Below are 17830 nucleotides of genomic sequence, written 5' to 3' on the forward strand. Positions count from 1 at the left end.
TAAATAGTGGATAAAAAATAACGAGAGTTATGTTAAACTCCTCAACTTGTTCAAAAAATAAGACATATTTTCATTGAATCGTACACAAAAACAAAAGGTTGAGCTGTTATGCCAACAACGTGGAGTAAGGTTAACTCCACAACGATTAACTGTTTTAGAGCTGATTGTGACTCATCAGGGGGCGATCAGTGCTTATGATCTATTAGAACAATTAAAACAAATAGAACCCCAAGCAAAGCCGCCAACCATTTATCGAGCATTAGATTTTTTGGTCACTCAAGGTTTTGTGCATAAGGTCGAATCAATAAATAGTTATATTTCTTGCTGTGTGATCGGTGAACACGCTCATTTTTCACAACTTTTCATCTGTCGAACTTGCGATGACGTTGTTGAATTCCATGATAATGATATTACTAAGCAGCTAACTAAGCATGCTGAACAGATCGGCTTTTCAGTTGAGAACCATATTGTTGAAACTCATGGCACTTGCAAGACTTGTTTAAGTAACAATAAGAAAAATTAAAATAATATTTAAAGGACATCACTCACCATGCGCGCTGAATTTGTAAACCCATTCTTAGCTTCATTTATGAATGTTATTAAAACGATGGCATCAATGGACTTAAAACCTCAAAAGCCTCGTATCAAAAAAGATGAAATTGCCCGTGGTGATGTATCAGGTCTAATAGGTATGGTTGGCCCTCAAAGTAAGGGGTCAATGTCGATTACTTTTGATGAGCAACTTGCTCTACAAGTAATGCAAAACATGTTGGGTGAACGCCCAAACAGCATTAATGAAGAAGTGACTGACATGGTTGGTGAAATTACCAATATGGTTACTGGTGGTGCAAAGCGCATTCTTTCTGAAAGTGGTTTTGAATTTAATATGGCAACGCCTATCGTTGTATCAGGTAAAGGCCATACCATTACTCATAAATGTGAAGGGGCGATAATTATCATGCCATTTGCTTCTGAATGGGGTAATGCGTTTATTGAAATCTGTTTTGAGTAATAGGGACTAGGGACTAGGGACTAGGGACTAGGGACTAGGGACTAGGGACTAGGGACTAGGGACTAGGGACTAGAATGATAGAGGTTGATATTTAGGTATCAACCTTTTTTATTGCCTGTAATATCGATAAATAATACCAATCCGGATAAGTAGTTGATCAGATAATTGCGTAGGAAAAATCGATGAAAGCAAGGCATAAATGGCAGTAACTAGTGGCTCTAATTACAAAATTTATAACGCAGCTATAATCGATTTTAACAAGCAAGAATGATCAAATATTTATGTGGATTGGTATAAATACAAAAGAGCCGACCGAAGTCAGCTCTTTCAATAACACATCAACAAATATAATTAAGCTTGAAACGCTTTAAATGCGTTGATTAAGCCGTTTGTTGAACTGTCGTGAGACGTTACTGCTTTTTCATCAGCTAGTTCAGGAAGAATTTGGTTAGCCAGTTGCTTACCAAGCTCTACACCCCATTGATCGAAGCTGAAGATGTTCCAAATCACACCTTGAACGAAAATTTTGTGTTCGTACATTGCGATAAGGTTACCTAGTGTTTTAGGAGTAACTTGTTTAACAAGAATTGAGTTCGTTGGACGGTTACCTTCAAATACTTTAAATGGTACAAGCTCTGCGACTTCCGCTTCTGTTTTACCTGCAGCAGCAAATTCAGCTTTCACAGTCTCTTCTGTTTTACCAAATGCTAACGCTTCAGTTTGTGCGAAGAAGTTAGACATCAGTTTTTGATGATGATCGCCTACTTGATTGTGGCTAATTGCAGGAGCAATAAAATCACAAGGGATAAGTTTTGTACCTTGGTGAATTAATTGGTAGAACGCATGTTGACCATTTGTACCTGGTTCACCCCAAATAATTGGACCTGTTTGGTAATCAACAGGATTACCATTACGATCAACACACTTACCATTTGATTCCATGTTGCCTTGTTGGAAGTACGCAGCAAAACGGTGTAAGTATTGGTCGTATGGAAGAATCGATTCAGATTCAGCACCGTGGAAGTTGTTATACCATAGACCGATTAACGCTAAGATAACAGGTACATTATTTTCAAGGTCGGTTTCAGCGAAGTGCTTATCTACTTCATGAGCACCTTCTAACAACTCAATAAAGTTATCAAAACCAACCGCTAATGCGATAGAAAGACCGATAGCTGACCATAGAGAGTAACGACCACCAACCCAATCCCAGAATTCAAACATATTGTCAGTATCAATACCAAACTCAGACACAGATTGTGCGTTTGTTGATAGTGCTGCAAAGTGTTTAGCAACGTGCGCTTGATCGCCAGCTTCAGCAAGGAACCAATCACGAGCACTGTGTGCGTTCGTCATTGTTTCTTGAGTTGTGAACGTCTTAGAAGCGATTAAGAATAACGTCGTCTCTGGGTTTAACGGCTTCAGTGTTTCAACAATGTGCGTACCATCTACGTTAGAAACAAAGTGCATATTTAGACGAGTTTTGTATGGTGCTAGAGCTTCAGAAACCATGTATGGACCAAGGTCTGAACCGCCGATACCGATATTTACGATATCAGTAATTTCTTTACCTGTGTAACCTTTCCACTCACCAGAAATTAGACGCTCTGTGAAGCCTTTCATTTTTTCTAATACTGCATTTACTGCAGGCATTACATCTTCACCATCAACCATTACTGGTGTATTGCTACGGTTACGAAGTGCAGTATGAAGCACTGAACGACCTTCAGTTTTATTGATTTTTTCACCACTGAACATCGCTGTAATTGCTGAAGATAATTCTGTTTGCTCAGCAAGTGCAAACAACTTCTTCATTGTTTCTTCAGTAATTAAGTTTTTAGAAAAATCGACTAAAATATCTTGGCCAAACGTTGCTGAAAACTTATCGAAACGTTGTGCATCAGCAGCAAATAAATCTGATAAATTAAAATCTTGTGCTGTTTCAAAGTGCGCTGTTAAGTCTGCCCAAGCTTGAGTTTCTGTTGGGTTGATGTTTTTTAACATGGTAAAAATATCCTGTGTAATATGCTTGTAAGTTCAAAGTCGTAGCTAAGAACTCCCCGTTTATACGAATCTAAAAATTGGTGAACTTTATTTATTATGACCAAAACTACGCTCACCCTTTTTGAGTTAGGTCACATTAAAACTTTTATTAGTGAACATTATCCCAATCCAAATGAAAGAACACTAGAGTTCACTTCATTTTTCTCATAAATATCTAGAAAGGCTGATTTATCATTACTCTAAATTGGCTTTCTTCATTCCCCCACGCCATTTCAGTTCTAACAACAATTCCTTCAACCTGAAAACGAATAGCACCGCCAGCGCTCCATTTCATATCACTATGAAGTGTCGATAAAGAGAATTCATCTGCCACACGTCCGGCATCAACAAAAGCGACCCACTGCCACCAAGGTACATCATAAAGATTAAAGATAGGCCATTCTTCTAAAGGCTGCCAATCAGGCATAACACGATATTCTGCAGAGTAATGCACAGCAGATCGTCCATGAAAGCGTCCACCACCAAAACTTCTTAATCGATATAACCCACCCAACTTTATGCCTGCGTATTCAGGTGGTTGATGCTGCTCATCCCAACTAGGCGTGTCTGCAATATACATATCTAAAGCCAAAACTTGTTTATTGATCACATCACCTAAACTGCCTAAATCAAAAAAGGCACTTTGTTGGAACTCCCACGTCCACCACTCTTGCTGTGAACTCGCTTCTGGTGAATAGGTAAAATCTAATTCAGTACGAGAACCATGCGTAGTGTTTCGAACGCTATTTCGATTATCCCAATCAAAATGAACCTTCATACCCCAATTCGATTCAGGTTCATTCCATCCGGCGACATCAGACAATTCACGAGAATAATAAAATGGACTTAATTCTATACTCGACACACCGCTATCAAGAGGGTTAAATCCCTTAATTTTTCGTTCTGGTTGATACGCAGCCCTTGCCCCAAGACTTTCCCCATTACCAATAGGCAAGACATATTGTGCAATTAAATGATATTGAGCCTCAACACTGTCCGTAAACACCTCTTGTTCTGGCAACGAATCATTAGTACCCGCAGCACCAAGATGATAATCCATGTCTTTAAAACTGGCGTTATAAGCATTAGCTCCAACTAACCATGAATGACTAATTTGAAAGTTATTTGCTGATAAGTAAGTTAGATAAGAGCCTTTACTGGAATACAAACCAGCGGCAAACAATGTTGCTTGAGGTTGCCCAACGCCTTTCATTACACCCGCAGCGCCTATGGTAGTCCCCAAGCTATCTGATGAGTACATAAAAGGGACGGCAGCGGTTTCGGGTAAAGACGTTGGCCAAATATCGCTTTCTGAAAAAGCCAAGTTAGAAATAAGAAAAAGCGCTAAACCAGTAGCGCTTTTAAAAGAAAATGAATTCAAGAAGACTCTCATTAGGTGTATTGCATTTGCACACGTGATGTTAATTTAGTCACTAATTCGTAGGCAATAGTTCCAATATGCTCTGCGACTTCTTCAGAAGGAAGATCTCGTCCCCATAAAATGGCTTCATCTCCCACTTTATCTTGAGCGTCCGGACCCAAATCAACGGTCAACATATCCATAGACACTCGACCCGCAATAGGAACTTTACGCCCATTAACTAACACTGGCGTACCATTTGGAGCTGTGCGAGGGTACCCATCACCATAACCAATCGCAATAACCCCAATTTTGGTATCACGTTCGCTGGTCCACATTGCCCCATAGCCAACACTTTCACCCGCTTTTACATCACGAACAGCGATCAAATGAGAGGTAAGGGTCATCGTAGGTAAATAACCCAACTCTTGTGCTGATTGTTCTGAAAATGGTGAAACACCATACATAATAATGCCAGGTCGTACCCAATCTAAACGACTATCAGGCCAAGCTAATAAGCCAGCAGATGCAGCAAGAGAACGCTCTCCCTGACACCCTTTTGTTAGCGACATAAAGGTATCGATTTGCTCTGTTGTCGTTGAACTATCAAGTTCATCGGCGCAACCAAAGTGGCTCATATAGCGCAAAGGTTTAGCGACATTCTTACAAGCATGTAGTCTATCAACATACTCTTGAAACTCTTCAGGGCGAATACCTAAACGGTGCATACCTGAATCTACTTTTAACCAAGCAACGACTGGAAATTCTAAATCGGTGCTTTCTAATGCTTCTAACTGCTCTTTACAATGAATAGCCGTTTGAATGTTATTAGTCACCAAAATAGGCAAGTCACCAGCAGAGTAGAACCCTTCAAGTAATAAAATAGGTTTTACAATACCGCCAGCTCGAAGCTGTAGCGCTTCTTCAATACGAGCGACACCAAATGCATCGGCTCCTTGCGCACCTTTGGCGATATTCAGCAATCCGTGGCCATACCCATTTGCTTTTACAACAGCCAGTAATTTACTGCTTGGCGCTTGTTGCTTAATCTTTTGCAAATTGTGGGCAAGTGCAGACATATCAATCTGCGCTGTGGCCGCTTTCATATAACTCATGATTCAGCCTTATTATTCATCATCAAACGCAGGGCCTGCGTAATTATCAAAACGAGAAAACTGCCCTTGGAAAGTCAAACTAACAGAACCGATAGGACCGTTACGTTGCTTACCAATAATAATTTCAGCGATGCCTTTACGATTACTCTCTGGGTTATATACCTCATCACGATAAATAAACATGATTAAATCGGCATCCTGCTCGATCGCACCCGATTCACGCAAATCCGAGTTAATCGGACGTTTATCTGCACGTTGCTCTAGGGAACGGTTAAGTTGCGACAGCGCCACAACAGGAACGTTCAACTCTTTAGCTAACGCTTTTAACGATCGTGATATTTCAGAGATCTCTAACGTACGGTTATCTTGCAAACCAGGAACACGCATTAATTGAAGGTAATCGACCATGATCATACTTAGACCACCCGATTCACGCGCAACACGACGAGCACGTGAACGCAATTCTGTCGGTGTTAAGCCTGAGCTATCATCGATATACATGTTTTTCTTTTGAGTCAAAATGCCCATGGTAGACGAAATACGCGCCCAATCTTCATCGTCTAATTGACCGGTACGAATTTTAGTTTGGTCAACACGAGAAAGTGACGCTAACATACGCATCATTAGCTGTTCGGCGGGCATCTCTAAAGAAAAGATAAGAACGGGTTTATCTTGGTCCATTGCTGCGTTTTCACATAAGTTCATCGCAAAGGTAGTTTTACCCATTGATGGACGTGCCGCCACAATAATTAAATCAGAACCTTGTAAGCCTGCGGTTTTCTTATTGAGATCAGTAAAACCAGTTGAAACCCCCGTTACACCATCTTGTGGGCTTTGGTATAAAATTTCGATACGTTCTAGCGTTTTCTCTAGAATTGAGTCGACATTTTGAGGGCCTTCATTTTCGGTAGTTCGCTCTTCTGCAATGGCAAAGACTTTACTCTCTGCCATATCAAGTAAATCTTCAGACGTTCGACCTTGAGGATCATAACCCGCATCTGCGATTTCATTCGCAACACCAATCAGATTACGTACCATTGCACGCTCACGCACAATATCTGCATAAGCATTAATGTTTGCTGCACTTGGTGTATTTTTGGCTAAATCAGCTAAATAAGCAAAACCACCAACCGAGTCTAAATTTTCATGACGTTCAAGATGTTCTGATAACGTAATCAAATCCAAAGGCAAACTGTCTTCTAGGATGGCTTTAAGTGATTCAAAAATCAGTCTATGTGGGCGACTATAGAAATCACTTGCCACTACTTTTTCAGCAACCGTATCCCAACGTTCATTATCAAGTAGCAAGCCACCTAAAACCGATTGTTCAGCTTCTAACGAATGCGGTGGTACTTTTAACGCGTCTACTTGTGCGTCAGGTTTGCGATTTTGCTTACGATTATCAGCCATTACTACTCTTTCACCATCCTAAATTTAGCCCTACATTATAACCATTTGGCAAAGGGATGAAATAACTATCCTTCCATCTCCATCACTCCTTTCGCAAAATAAAGATTTTGACTCAAATTTAACTCACGAATGTAATAATATACTTATACTCGTCTACGATTTTATCTCTCAGGATTCATGTGTGTTAAAAAAAGGTTTACTTACAGGGCTTATCGCAATCAGTGCATCTGTTCATGCAAGTGAGATCGATATTGAAGACGCAGATACATCATCTTCCTCTCCTAACTCAATCGAAATCGATTATGGAAACGATCGCTCGTTATCTCAAAATTGTAGTCTAGAATCGGTTTATACCTCTGGGACGAACTCCCATGCGGATGAAAAAAAATATTATTTATCCAAAGATGACTGTGAAGCAGGGACGAAAGAGTTAACACTTGAGAAAAAACCAAGTATTAACCCTGTAATTAGTCAACTAGAAGTGGAAATGGAAGAGCCTGATACAACTCCACCTTCACCATGGAAAAGCCAAATTGAATTCGGTTACCAATCAAGTAAAGGTAACGATGATTCTCAATCTCTTAATGGTCGTTTAGAAGCCAGTTACACCGCTGGGCAGCATCGTCATACTGGCGAGGTTAAATACTATCTAGCAAAAGACGATGGTGAAACAGATAAAGACCAATTAAGCCTCAATTTACAGAGTGACTATAAGATCAGTCCTGATTACTACCTTTACGCCAACTTTAAAGGGTTAAACACCAAATATAGTGCGTATTTCAATGATTATACGTTTTCGGGTGGTTTAGGTTACCAAGTCAGTAATACAGAAAAATTATTATTAGAAGTGGAATTTGGTCCAGGTTTTCGTTACCAAAATCCGAACCTTGATGAAATTGATGATGATGACTTAATCCTGCCTGAGACAGTGCAAGAGCCAATTATCCGAACTAATGTACGTACATCTTGGAAAGCTCTTAGTAACCTAACGTTAGCAGGAGAAGTTACTGTAACAGCAGGTCACAGTAACACTCGTGTGGATTCAGAAGTCAGTGTGACAAACAACATAACAGAAGAAATCGCCCTAAAGATTGCGCAATCGCAACAGTATTTAGATCGCGTACCTCCAGGGCTAAGTAAAACCGATTCTGTATTTTCTATTAACTTACTGTTTTCATTCTAAGCTCTATCAGTTTAATGAAGTTCTTCATGTTTCTTCACTAAACCAAAGTCAGCTAAAATCGCATAAGCCGCAGGTATCATAAATAGCACCAACAAGGTTGAAGTAAAGATACCAAATACGATTGAAACCACTAAAGGCTGAATAACTTGAGCTTGTAAACTGGTCTCTAATAATAATGGCAACAGCCCTGCAGCCGTCGTAATTGAGGTTAAGAATACCGCCCTAAAACGCTCACGACTTGCTTTAATGACTGACTCATAAACAGAATCTCCATCATCAACATGATGTCGTATATATTGCACCAGTAAAATGGAATCATTAACGACGATGCCCGCTAAAGAAACAAAACCCATAATACTTGGCATACTCAATGGGTGGCCTAATAAAACATGTCCCCATAACACGCCAATTAGCGCTAATGGTATCGCTAGCATGACTACAAACGGTTCTAAGTAACTTCTAAATTGGAAGCTGAGAATAACAAATACCCCAAACAACCCAAGCATAAATCCGGTACCTATGGATTGCCCCGTTTCCGCCGAATCTTTCGCTTCACCTTCAAAATCAAAACGCAATCCTGGGTATTTCTTTTTCAATTCAGGTGCGAGATCTTTTTTAAACTGATTCAATATTTCTGTTGAACTGACTTGTGATGCGTGAACATCACCAAACACACTTAAGGTTCTTAAACCATTAATTCGCTGTATTCGAACATAATTTCTTTGAAAATCTAATGTTGCGATAGAGGCTAGAGGTATTTGGTCTCCCGTAGGCAAAATGATGGGAAAGTTCTCTAAAGTATGTAAATCACCTGCTTGTTGTTTATTTAAACGCACTTCAATTTCAATGTTTTCAACACCTAATTGAATTTCATCTGCTGTTTGTCCAAAATAAGCCGCACGTAATTGATTCGCAATCAATTGTCCCGTCACACCATACGCTTCAGCTCCTGGGCGAAGTTTTACTAATACTTCTTCTTTTCCCATTCTCATGTCATCAAGCACACCATAAACGCCAGCAAAATCATTCAAATAGGCTTGAACTTCTAACGATGCTGATTTTAATGTGTGTAAATCATCATCCATCATACGAATTTCAATTGCTCGTCCACCCGGCCCCATGGTTGGCTGCTTAAATACCATCGCTATCGGCTCAGCCAAATCTCCCACTTCCTCACGCCATGCATAGATAAAATCATCAATTAACGTATTTCGTTTCTCAGCCCCTAATAAATCGAGTCGAATAGTGGCTAAGTGTGGCCCTGACTCATTAGCGTCGGCATTAGTATTAAACTGCTCGGTAATATGCTCAACTAATGGTGTGCCGCCTTCCTTTTCTTCACTCCATTGTTTATTTAATTTATTCGCTGCATTAACAATTTTATCGACTACTAACTCAGTTTGAGATAATGAAGAACCAGGGGGCAAAATAATACGAGCTTCGGCAATATCACCATCGAGCTCAGGGAAACCAACAAACTTTAATGCGCCGCCAGATATCAAAGAAAAAGAAACCAATAGACTCGCAATAACCGCACCTAAAAACGCATAGCGCCATTCCACTACTTTCGTTACCGCATTAACCAAGGTGGTATTTCTAAAGTACTCAAAACGATCCAATACTTTCTTTTTAAACCCAGTAATCGGTTTATCGTTTTTTGCTCTGTGTAATGAGTGACTCAGGTGGTTAGGTAAAATTAAAAACGCTTCGATTAAGCTCAATGACAAAACTAAAATCAGAACTTGTGGGATAACCTTTAATACTGCTCCCATTTCTCCCTGTAAAAACATCAAACTACCAAAAATGCAGACAGTAGTTAAAAATGAAGACAACACTCCAGGGAATACTTTTTTAACCCCGTTATACACCGCATCATCAATACTCTGGCCTCTATCAAGGTGAGAGGCAATGGACTCTGCAATTACAATCGCATCATCCATCATGATCCCGATAGCCATTAATAAGGCGACAAGAGACATGATATTGATAGAGAGCCCTAAGCTCGCCATTAAAAACAAACCACCTAAAAAAGCCACGGGTAAACCAGCAGCAACCCAGAAAGAATAACGGAATGTAAAAAACAGCCACATGGTTAAGAAAACCAGAATGATCCCCTGCCATCCGTTTTTTACCATCATGGTCAAACGATCCCAAAGCAGTGACGAGAGATCGTTGGTCATTTCTAACGTCACACCATCTGGTGCTACGGATTGCTGATACTCAACAAACGCAGAAACACGATCTTTAATTCGCAGTGCATCATCGGCTTTATTTTTACTGATCTTAAGTACCGCTGATGGCTTACCATCAAACAGCACTTTCTGTTCATCAAGTTCAAAACGATCAGTAATGTTTGCAATGTCTCTTAAGCGAAGTAATGCCCCATTCTCTGATGCTCCTATTACCGTTTTTGCTAATTCCTCTGGTGTGGTTTTTCTCTCATCAAAACGAATTAAAAAGTTCTTTTCCGGCGTTTCGATATTACCGCTAGGCAATTTAATGTTTTGCTGAGCTAATTGATTGGCAATATCACTGACATTTAATCCCAATTGACGAATGGCACTCTCATCCAGTTCCACTCGATATTGATGATCCGAAAAACCACTCACTTCAACAAGTGATACATCGTAATCAAGCTTTAGACTTTGCTTTAATTTCTCTGCGTATGCTTTTAATTCCGGCCATGTCGTATCTGCGGTGATCGCCACATCTACTACAGGTTCATTCCAATCAAGCTCTTGAACAATTGGCGATTCAATCTCTGTTGGAAAGTCATTGATTGAGTCAATTTGAGTTTGTACATCCACCAACATTCGCCCGATATCCGCTTTTTCATTCAGCTTAATAACTAATCGAGCTGAGCCTTCTATCGCTTCACATTTGGTCTCTTCAATATTACCTAAACCATCAACGGCATCTTCCATACGAATACAAATGCTCTCTTCCACCTCTTGTGGAGAAGCCCCTGGGTACACAACGCCAGCTAAAATATAAGGAGGACTAAATTCGGGAAATGTCTCTCGTTTTAATTGAGATAAAGAAACCAAACCAAGCAGCAATAAAGTGAGCATTAATAAGTTAGCGGCGGTTGGATGACGAGCAAAGAACTTGATCATTGCACAGGCTCCTCATCATTATTTGATTTGGCCAAGCGCAATTGCATGCCATTAATCGCAGGCAACAGATCATTTAAGATCAAACGATCATTACTCTTAATATCTCCGGCAACGACAACTTGGTTATTACGTCGATAAACAATCTCAATCGGAAGGATAATTAATTTGTTATCTTGCCCTAATAAATAGATCTTATCGCCATGCAACGCGCTTTCTGGGATCACCCATTGTGCTGACGCCTCACCCTCGATCCTTGCTTTCACAAACATCCCATTCACTAATGGTGGCAATGAGTTAGGTTGCAAAGCTCGATAGTTTTGATCTATTTCTAAAATGACACCAACCGTCGCTTGATTTGGATCGACAGTCTCACTAATACGAGCGACTTTCGCTTCCCATTTAGCATCAAAGCGACCACTGCTTAATTCCACATTCGCCGTTAATGGTAATGAATCAATATTTGGCATACCTTGTTCGCTGACCTCAAAGGCTTTCACACTTTGAGCTAATGTCTGCATGTCATGAATAGAGATTTGCGCTTCCATCTCCATGGTTTTAATTCCGTGAGCAATGAACATGGTTTGCTGTAGATTGACCACTTGATCCGCTTCTATATCTATCTCAGAAATACGCACATCCGTTGGTAATACAATCGATGTTTTTTCTAAAGAGCGTTGCGCTTCTTCTAATTTAGCTTGGTTTACCTTAACCATTGCCGCCGCTACTTTTCTTTCATCCGGCAATAATAAGATTTGATTCTGAATATCTTGTACCACTTTCTGTTGCGCTAAATAAGATTGATTTTGCTGATCTAAATCGGATTGAGAAGTTAATCCTTTCTTTTGCAAATTTATTTTACGGCTTAACTCTTTTTTACTGATAGAGAGTCGATTTTTTTCTATTTTTAATGTATTTCGAATGTTTTTTTCTTCTAAATCCACTTTTGCTAATTGAGTTTGACTCGATCCTAAGTCCGCTTCTGCTTGAGCTAATTTCAACTCATAATCCAATGGATCTATTCTCAGTACTTCAGTACCGGCTAATAAGATATTTCCTTTATGTAATTCAGGGTGGCGATACACCACTTTACCTGATACTTCAGCAATGGCTTTCCATTCAAACTTCGGTCTGATTTTTCCATAACCAATGGCTTGAGGTGCAATTGATTGAGGTTCTAACACTTGGATATTGACGACTTTTGAACGGTCTTCAAGTGGCTTAGTTTCAGCTGAGGGACGTAATTTAGTCACAACAATAAGCGTTATTACGCCTAGAGCGATAACAGGAAAAAAGAGGTATTTTTTATTCATTTTCATTATCTGTATCTCTTTTATTTTTTAATAATCCTTCGCTTAATAAACGAATATTATGTTCTAGTAATTCCATCAAAAACGTTTCATTTAACTCAATATTATGAAGCTCTAACATTTTCTTAGGGGCAAGAAATGGAAAAATCATTAAACTCATTAACGAAAGACGGGCCTTAATTGGATCAACACCATTCTTAAATAACGCCTTACTTTTTTGGGGATCGAATAATTTATTTTGCATTGGTTGCAATATCCCAAGAATGATTTGCTGAAGCTTCGCTTGCTGTTCGCTCTCAGCATCCATGATACGAAGGATTAATTTAGGGAAGGCAGGAACTTTAATCATGGCTTTATAATAGGCTCGCATAAACCCAACCAGATCTTGCTCTGTATCGTCTTTTAATAATCGTTGAAATTGCAGTGTCACAGGAGCAATGGTCTCTTTAAACATCGCCTCAAAAAGCCCTTCTTTGTTACCAAAGTAATAACGGATCATGGCAATATTTACATTAGCATTAGTGGCGATCAGTCTCGTCGATACTTTGTTATAAGGCATAGAAACAAAAAGTTCTCTCGCATGAAAAATGAGTTTTTCTCGAACTTCTGATTCACCTTTAGGCCTTCCTGAATGCTTCATTGTTAATAACACCTTCTTTACAGTTGGCTATTTTAAATACAGTTAATCACTTGATTAATTATAGATAACTTCCCACTTTGTTCTAACAAATTAATTCACTCATATTTAATCATTTGATTAATTAAATTAAAAAACAATCAAAAAGCGAGCAATACGCACAAATAAACATCAAAGCAATCGTTTTTCTTCTTATTTTGTAACATTTAAGCAAAAAAACATTAATAACCACTGAAAATAGGATTTAGGGGTTGACGATACTTACTGAGTGCGATATTAATTTGTTAATTATTTTTATGGATTGTATTTCAAATGAAAACAGTATCTTCTTTTGCTCTAAACCTCCTCCTTCTCGTGAACATCTCACGCGGGTAGGTTATGGACCAAAAGAAACCATAAACCAAATTTTAAAACCCGCTAACCATGGCGGGTTTTTTTATGGATATCCGTCATCAAGGCAAATGACAAACACAAGGAAGCAGGCTCATGAGCGATCAAGTCATTATCTTCGACACCACCCTACGTGATGGCGAACAAGCACTATCAGCAAGTCTAACGGTTAAAGAAAAATTGCAGATTGCTTATGCGCTTGAGCGTTTAGGAGTCGATGTCATTGAAGCCGGTTTTCCGGTGTCATCTCCGGGTGATTTTGAATCCGTAAGAACCATTGCCCAACATATTAAAAACAGTCGAATTTGTGGTCTTTCTCGTGCTGTTGCAAAAGACATTGATGCCGCAGCTGAGGCGCTAAAAGTAGCTGAAGCGTTCCGAATTCACACCTTCATTTCAACCTCTACCGTTCATGTTCAAGATAAATTACGTCGTAGCTACGATGATGTGGTTGAAATGGGCGTAAAAGCGGTAAAACATGCCCGTAAATATACGGATGATGTTGAGTTTTCTTGTGAAGATGCAGGCCGTACTCCTATCGATAATCTATGCCGCATGGTTGAAGCCGCTATTGATGCAGGTGCAAATACCATAAACATTCCTGACACCGTTGGCTATACCGTTCCAGGTGAGTTTGGTGGCATTGTTCAAACCCTATTTAACCGTGTTCCTAATATAGATAAAGCCATCATTTCTGTGCACTGTCATGACGATTTGGGTATGTCGGTTGCCAACTCCATTGCTGCTGTTCAAGCTGGTGCTCGACAAGTTGAAGGGACGATTAACGGTATTGGTGAACGTGCTGGTAACTGCTCTCTAGAAGAGATCGCCATGATTCTAAAAACACGTTCTGAATATCTAGGCGTACACACCAACCTTAAACACGATGAAATTCACCGCACCAGTAAACTAGTGAGTCAGCTTTGTAATATGCCGATTCAAAGCAATAAGGCTATCGTAGGCGCAAACGCTTTTAGCCATTCATCAGGTATTCACCAAGATGGCATGCTAAAGAATAAAAACACTTATGAAATCATGACGCCAGAGTCGATTGGCCTTAAAAATCAAGCGCTAAACCTAACTAGCCGCTCAGGCCGTGCAGCGGTAAAAAGCCATATGGATGAAATGGGCTATATGGAAGACGAATATAACCTAGATACCCTTTACGCTGATTTCGTAAAACTGGCGGATCGTAAAGGACAAGTATTTGATTACGATTTAGAAGCACTAATGCATTTTGCTAACCTGCGCGATGAAGATGACTTCTATAAGTTGAACTATCTAAGCGTTCAATCTGGCAGCGTAATGGCGACAACGAGTATCAAATTACTTTGTGGTGACGAAGAGAAATGCGAAGCCGCTGTCGGTAATGGTCCTGTAGACGCACTTTATCAATGTATCTACAAACTAACAGGCTACGATATCGTGCTAGATAAATTTGATTTAACCGCTAAAGGCGAAGGTGAAGATGGCTTAGGTCAAGCAGATATTATTGCCAATTACAAAGGTCGTAAATATCACGGTACCGGTTTAGCGACCGATATTATCGAAGCATCAGGACAAGCACTACTTCACGTAATCAATAGTATTCACCGTGCTGATCAAATTGCTGAAATTAAACAGAAAAAAGTAGAAACCGTTTAGAACCTAACAATAATAAATAAGCGGAGATAAACCTTTCTCCGCTTTAATTTGCCAAATTATATTGAAGATTAAAGGATTAACATGACAAACAAAACATACAAAATTGCGGTTCTACCAGGTGATGGCATTGGTCCTGAAGTGATGGAACAAGCACATAAAGTTCTGGATGCAATTGAGAAAAAACACGCAATTTCATTTTCTCGTCAACAACATGATGTTGGCGGTATTGCCATTGATAACCACGGTTGCCCACTTCCAGAAAGTACAGTAAAAGGCTGTGAAGAATCTGATGCGGTATTATTTGGTTCTGTTGGAGGTCCAAAATGGGAACACCTTCCACCGAATGACCAACCAGAGCGTGGTGCTCTACTTCCTCTTCGTAAGCACTTCCAACTGTTCTGTAATCTTCGCCCTGCACAAATCCACAAAGGATTAGAAAATTTTTCACCTCTACGTGCTGATATTTCTGAACGTGGTTTTGATATCGTCGTTGTTCGTGAACTGACGGGTGGTATCTACTTTGGTCAACCAAAAGGCCGTGAAGGTGAAGGCCCTCAAGAGAAAGCGTACGATACTGAAATTTATCATCGTTATGAGATTGAACGCATTGCAAAAATTGCTTTTGAATCTGCTCGTCTACGTAATAAAAACGTTTACTCTATTGATAAAGCTAACGTTCTACAAAGCTCTATTTTATGGCGTGAAGTAGTAGAAGAAGTGGCCAAAGGCTACCCTGATGTAACCCTAAATCATATGTACATTGATAACGCGACCATGCAGCTAATCAAAGATCCATCTCAGTTTGATGTGATGCTATGTTCAAACATCTTTGGTGACATCATCTCAGATGAGTGTGCGATGATCACAGGTTCAATGGGCATGCTTCCTTCTGCTAGTTTAAATGAGAGCAACTTTGGTCTGTATGAACCTGCAGGTGGTTCAGCTCCAGATATTGCAGGTAAAAATATTGCTAACCCTGTTGCTCAGATCTTATCTGCAGCACTCATGCTACGCTATAGCCTAGGTGAAGAAGAAGCAGCACAAAGTATTGAAGCTGCCGTATCTAAAGCGCTATCAGCAGGAGAGCTAACGGCTGACTTAGCCGGTGATAAACCAGCACTAACTACATCAGCAATGGGCGATAAAATCGCTGAGTACATTTTGAATTCGTAATTCAAGGAAGAAGCAATGTCTAACGCAAAAACATTATACGAAAAAATTTACGATGCCCATGTTGCCGTTGCAGCTGAAGGCGAAAACCCTATTTTATACATCGACCGCCATTTGGTTCACGAAGTAACGTCACCACAAGCGTTCGATGGTCTACGTGAAAAAGGACGTAACGTTCGCCAAGTAGGAAAAACCTTTGCGACGATGGATCATAACGTTTCAACACAAACCAAAGACATTAACGCTTCTGGTGAAATGGCACGAATCCAAATGGAAACGCTGTCTAAAAACTGTGAAGAATTTGGTGTTACCCTTTATGATCTAAACCATAAATACCAAGGTATTGTGCACGTAATGGGGCCAGAGCTTGGTATCACTTTACCGGGTATGACGATTGTTTGTGGTGACTCACACACCGCAACTCACGGTGCATTTGGTTCACTAGCATTCGGGATCGGTACTTCAGAAGTTGAGCACGTACTAGCAACACAAACGCTAAAACAAGCACGTGCGAAAACCATGAAAATCGAAGTCAAAGGCAAAGTTGCTGAAGGCATCACTGCAAAAGATATCGTACTGGCAATCATTGGTAAAACAACGGCCGCTGGCGGTACGGGCTACGTAGTTGAGTTCTGTGGCGAAGCAATTACTGACCTTACTATGGAAGGTCGTATGACGGTGTGTAACATGGCTATTGAGCTAGGTGCTAAAGCGGGTCTAATCGCACCAGACCAAACCACATTCGATTACATTACAGGTCGTAAATTCTCACCACAAGGTGCAGATTTAGACGCCGCTATCGAATACTGGTCATCATTAAAAACCGATGATGATGCTGAGTTTGATGCAGTCGTTACGCTTGATGCCTCTGAAATTAAACCGCAAGTAACTTGGGGAACCAACCCAGGCCAAGTAATCGCAGTAGATGCACCAATCCCAGCACCAGAAAGCTTTGCCGACCCTGTAGAAAAAGCGTCTGCAGAAAAAGCCTTAGCGTATATGGGTCTTGAAGCGGGTAAATCTCTGTCTGATTACAAGGTTGATAAAGTTTTTGTTGGCTCTTGTACTAACTCTCGAATTGAAGACATGCGTGCTGCGGCAACCATTGCTAAAGGACGTAAAGTTGCCTCTCATGTGCAAGCTTTAATTGTTCCAGGCTCTGAGCAAGTAAAAGCACAAGCGGAAAAAGAAGGTCTAGATGTGATCTTTAAAGAAGCAGGCTTTGAATGGCGTCTGCCGGGTTGCTCTATGTGTCTTGCAATGAACAACGACCGCCTAGGTCCACATGAGCGTTGTGCATCAACATCGAACCGTAACTTTGAAGGTCGTCAAGGCCGTGATGGTCGCACTCACCTAGTGAGCCCTGCGATGGCAGCTGCCGCAGCGATTGCTGGTCACTTTGTTGATATTCGCACCATTACAGAACAAGCATAAAAGGAATTT

The 17830-nt window shown here is 40.2% G+C and carries 13 protein-coding genes; 6 read left to right on the plus strand and 7 right to left on the minus strand.

The features are described from left to right. Window positions 1–73: 73 nt before the first annotated feature. Window positions 74–523 carry a zinc uptake transcriptional repressor Zur gene (zur, locus tag HC728_RS15075; RefSeq protein ID WP_011261113.1) on the plus strand — a complete coding sequence of 150 codons (450 nt, stop codon included), beginning with the start codon at window positions 74–76 and terminating at the stop codon, window positions 521–523. A 27-nt stretch (window positions 524–550) separates the two neighbouring features. Further along, the gene (locus HC728_RS15080) at window positions 551–1012 is read left to right on the plus strand and encodes a chemotaxis protein CheX (protein WP_005417353.1); all 462 of its coding nucleotides are present in this window, start codon (window positions 551–553) and stop codon (window positions 1010–1012) included. A 351-nt stretch (window positions 1013–1363) separates the two neighbouring features. Here the strand turns inward: HC728_RS15080 and pgi are convergent, their stop codons facing one another. The 4 genes from pgi to HC728_RS15100 form a co-directional block, all read right to left on the minus strand. After that, the gene (gene pgi / locus HC728_RS15085) at window positions 1364–3016 is read right to left on the minus strand and encodes a glucose-6-phosphate isomerase (RefSeq protein ID WP_065596509.1); all 1653 of its coding nucleotides are present in this window, start codon (window positions 3014–3016) and stop codon (window positions 1364–1366) included. A 214-nt stretch (window positions 3017–3230) separates the two neighbouring features. Further along, window positions 3231–4448, minus strand: a complete 1218-nt coding sequence (locus HC728_RS15090; RefSeq protein WP_035457399.1) for a hypothetical protein — start codon at window positions 4446–4448, stop codon at window positions 3231–3233. After that, entirely contained in the window at window positions 4448–5530 is a 1083-nt protein-coding gene (gene alr, locus HC728_RS15095) for an alanine racemase (protein WP_017018265.1), read from the minus strand. Before alr ends, HC728_RS15090 begins: the two co-directional genes overlap by 1 nt. A 12-nt stretch (window positions 5531–5542) precedes the next feature. After that, on the minus strand, window positions 5543–6940 hold the full coding sequence (locus tag HC728_RS15100; protein ID WP_012532865.1) for a replicative DNA helicase: 1398 nt from the start codon (window positions 6938–6940) through the stop codon (window positions 5543–5545). A 181-nt stretch (window positions 6941–7121) separates the two neighbouring features. Between HC728_RS15100 and HC728_RS15105 the strand changes: the two genes are divergently transcribed. Next, on the plus strand, window positions 7122–8123 hold the full coding sequence (locus HC728_RS15105) for a YdiY family protein (protein ID WP_012532801.1): 1002 nt from the start codon (window positions 7122–7124) through the stop codon (window positions 8121–8123). Between the two features lie 11 nt (window positions 8124–8134). On the opposite strand, the gene HC728_RS15110 is transcribed toward HC728_RS15105, so the two are convergent. The 3 genes from HC728_RS15110 to HC728_RS15120 are packed head-to-tail and all read right to left on the minus strand — an operon-like array spanning window position 8135 to window position 13186. Continuing rightward, window positions 8135–11239 carry an efflux RND transporter permease subunit gene (locus HC728_RS15110; protein ID WP_190395714.1) on the minus strand — a complete coding sequence of 1035 codons (3105 nt, stop codon included), beginning with the start codon at window positions 11237–11239 and terminating at the stop codon, window positions 8135–8137. Beyond that, entirely contained in the window at window positions 11236–12555 is a 1320-nt protein-coding gene (locus HC728_RS15115) for an efflux RND transporter periplasmic adaptor subunit (protein WP_190395715.1), read from the minus strand. The genes HC728_RS15110 and HC728_RS15115 overlap by 4 nt, the downstream gene beginning before the upstream one ends. Beyond that, the gene (locus HC728_RS15120) at window positions 12542–13186 is read right to left on the minus strand and encodes a TetR/AcrR family transcriptional regulator (protein WP_012532850.1); all 645 of its coding nucleotides are present in this window, start codon (window positions 13184–13186) and stop codon (window positions 12542–12544) included. The genes HC728_RS15115 and HC728_RS15120 overlap by 14 nt, the downstream gene beginning before the upstream one ends. 483 nt (window positions 13187–13669) lie before the next feature. Here HC728_RS15120 and leuA point away from each other — a divergent pair, with 483 nt between their 5' ends. The 3 genes from leuA (at window position 13670) to leuC (ending at window position 17821) form a co-directional block, all read left to right on the plus strand. Then, a complete protein-coding gene (leuA, locus tag HC728_RS15125; protein WP_065621692.1) occupies window positions 13670–15217 on the plus strand; it encodes a 2-isopropylmalate synthase in 1548 nt (515 codons plus the stop codon). 81 nt (window positions 15218–15298) lie between these two features. Beyond that, complete coding sequence (gene leuB, locus HC728_RS15130) at window positions 15299–16390, plus strand: 3-isopropylmalate dehydrogenase (protein ID WP_065624666.1); 1092 nt, start codon at window positions 15299–15301, stop codon at window positions 16388–16390. A gap of 15 nt (window positions 16391–16405) precedes the next feature. Further along, a complete protein-coding gene (gene leuC, locus HC728_RS15135; protein WP_065624667.1) occupies window positions 16406–17821 on the plus strand; it encodes a 3-isopropylmalate dehydratase large subunit in 1416 nt (471 codons plus the stop codon). The last annotated feature ends 9 nt before the right edge of the window (window positions 17822–17830 follow it).

Source organism: Aliivibrio sp. S10_S31 (genome assembly GCF_014694495.1).
GTDB lineage: Bacteria > Pseudomonadota > Gammaproteobacteria > Enterobacterales > Vibrionaceae > Aliivibrio > Aliivibrio fischeri.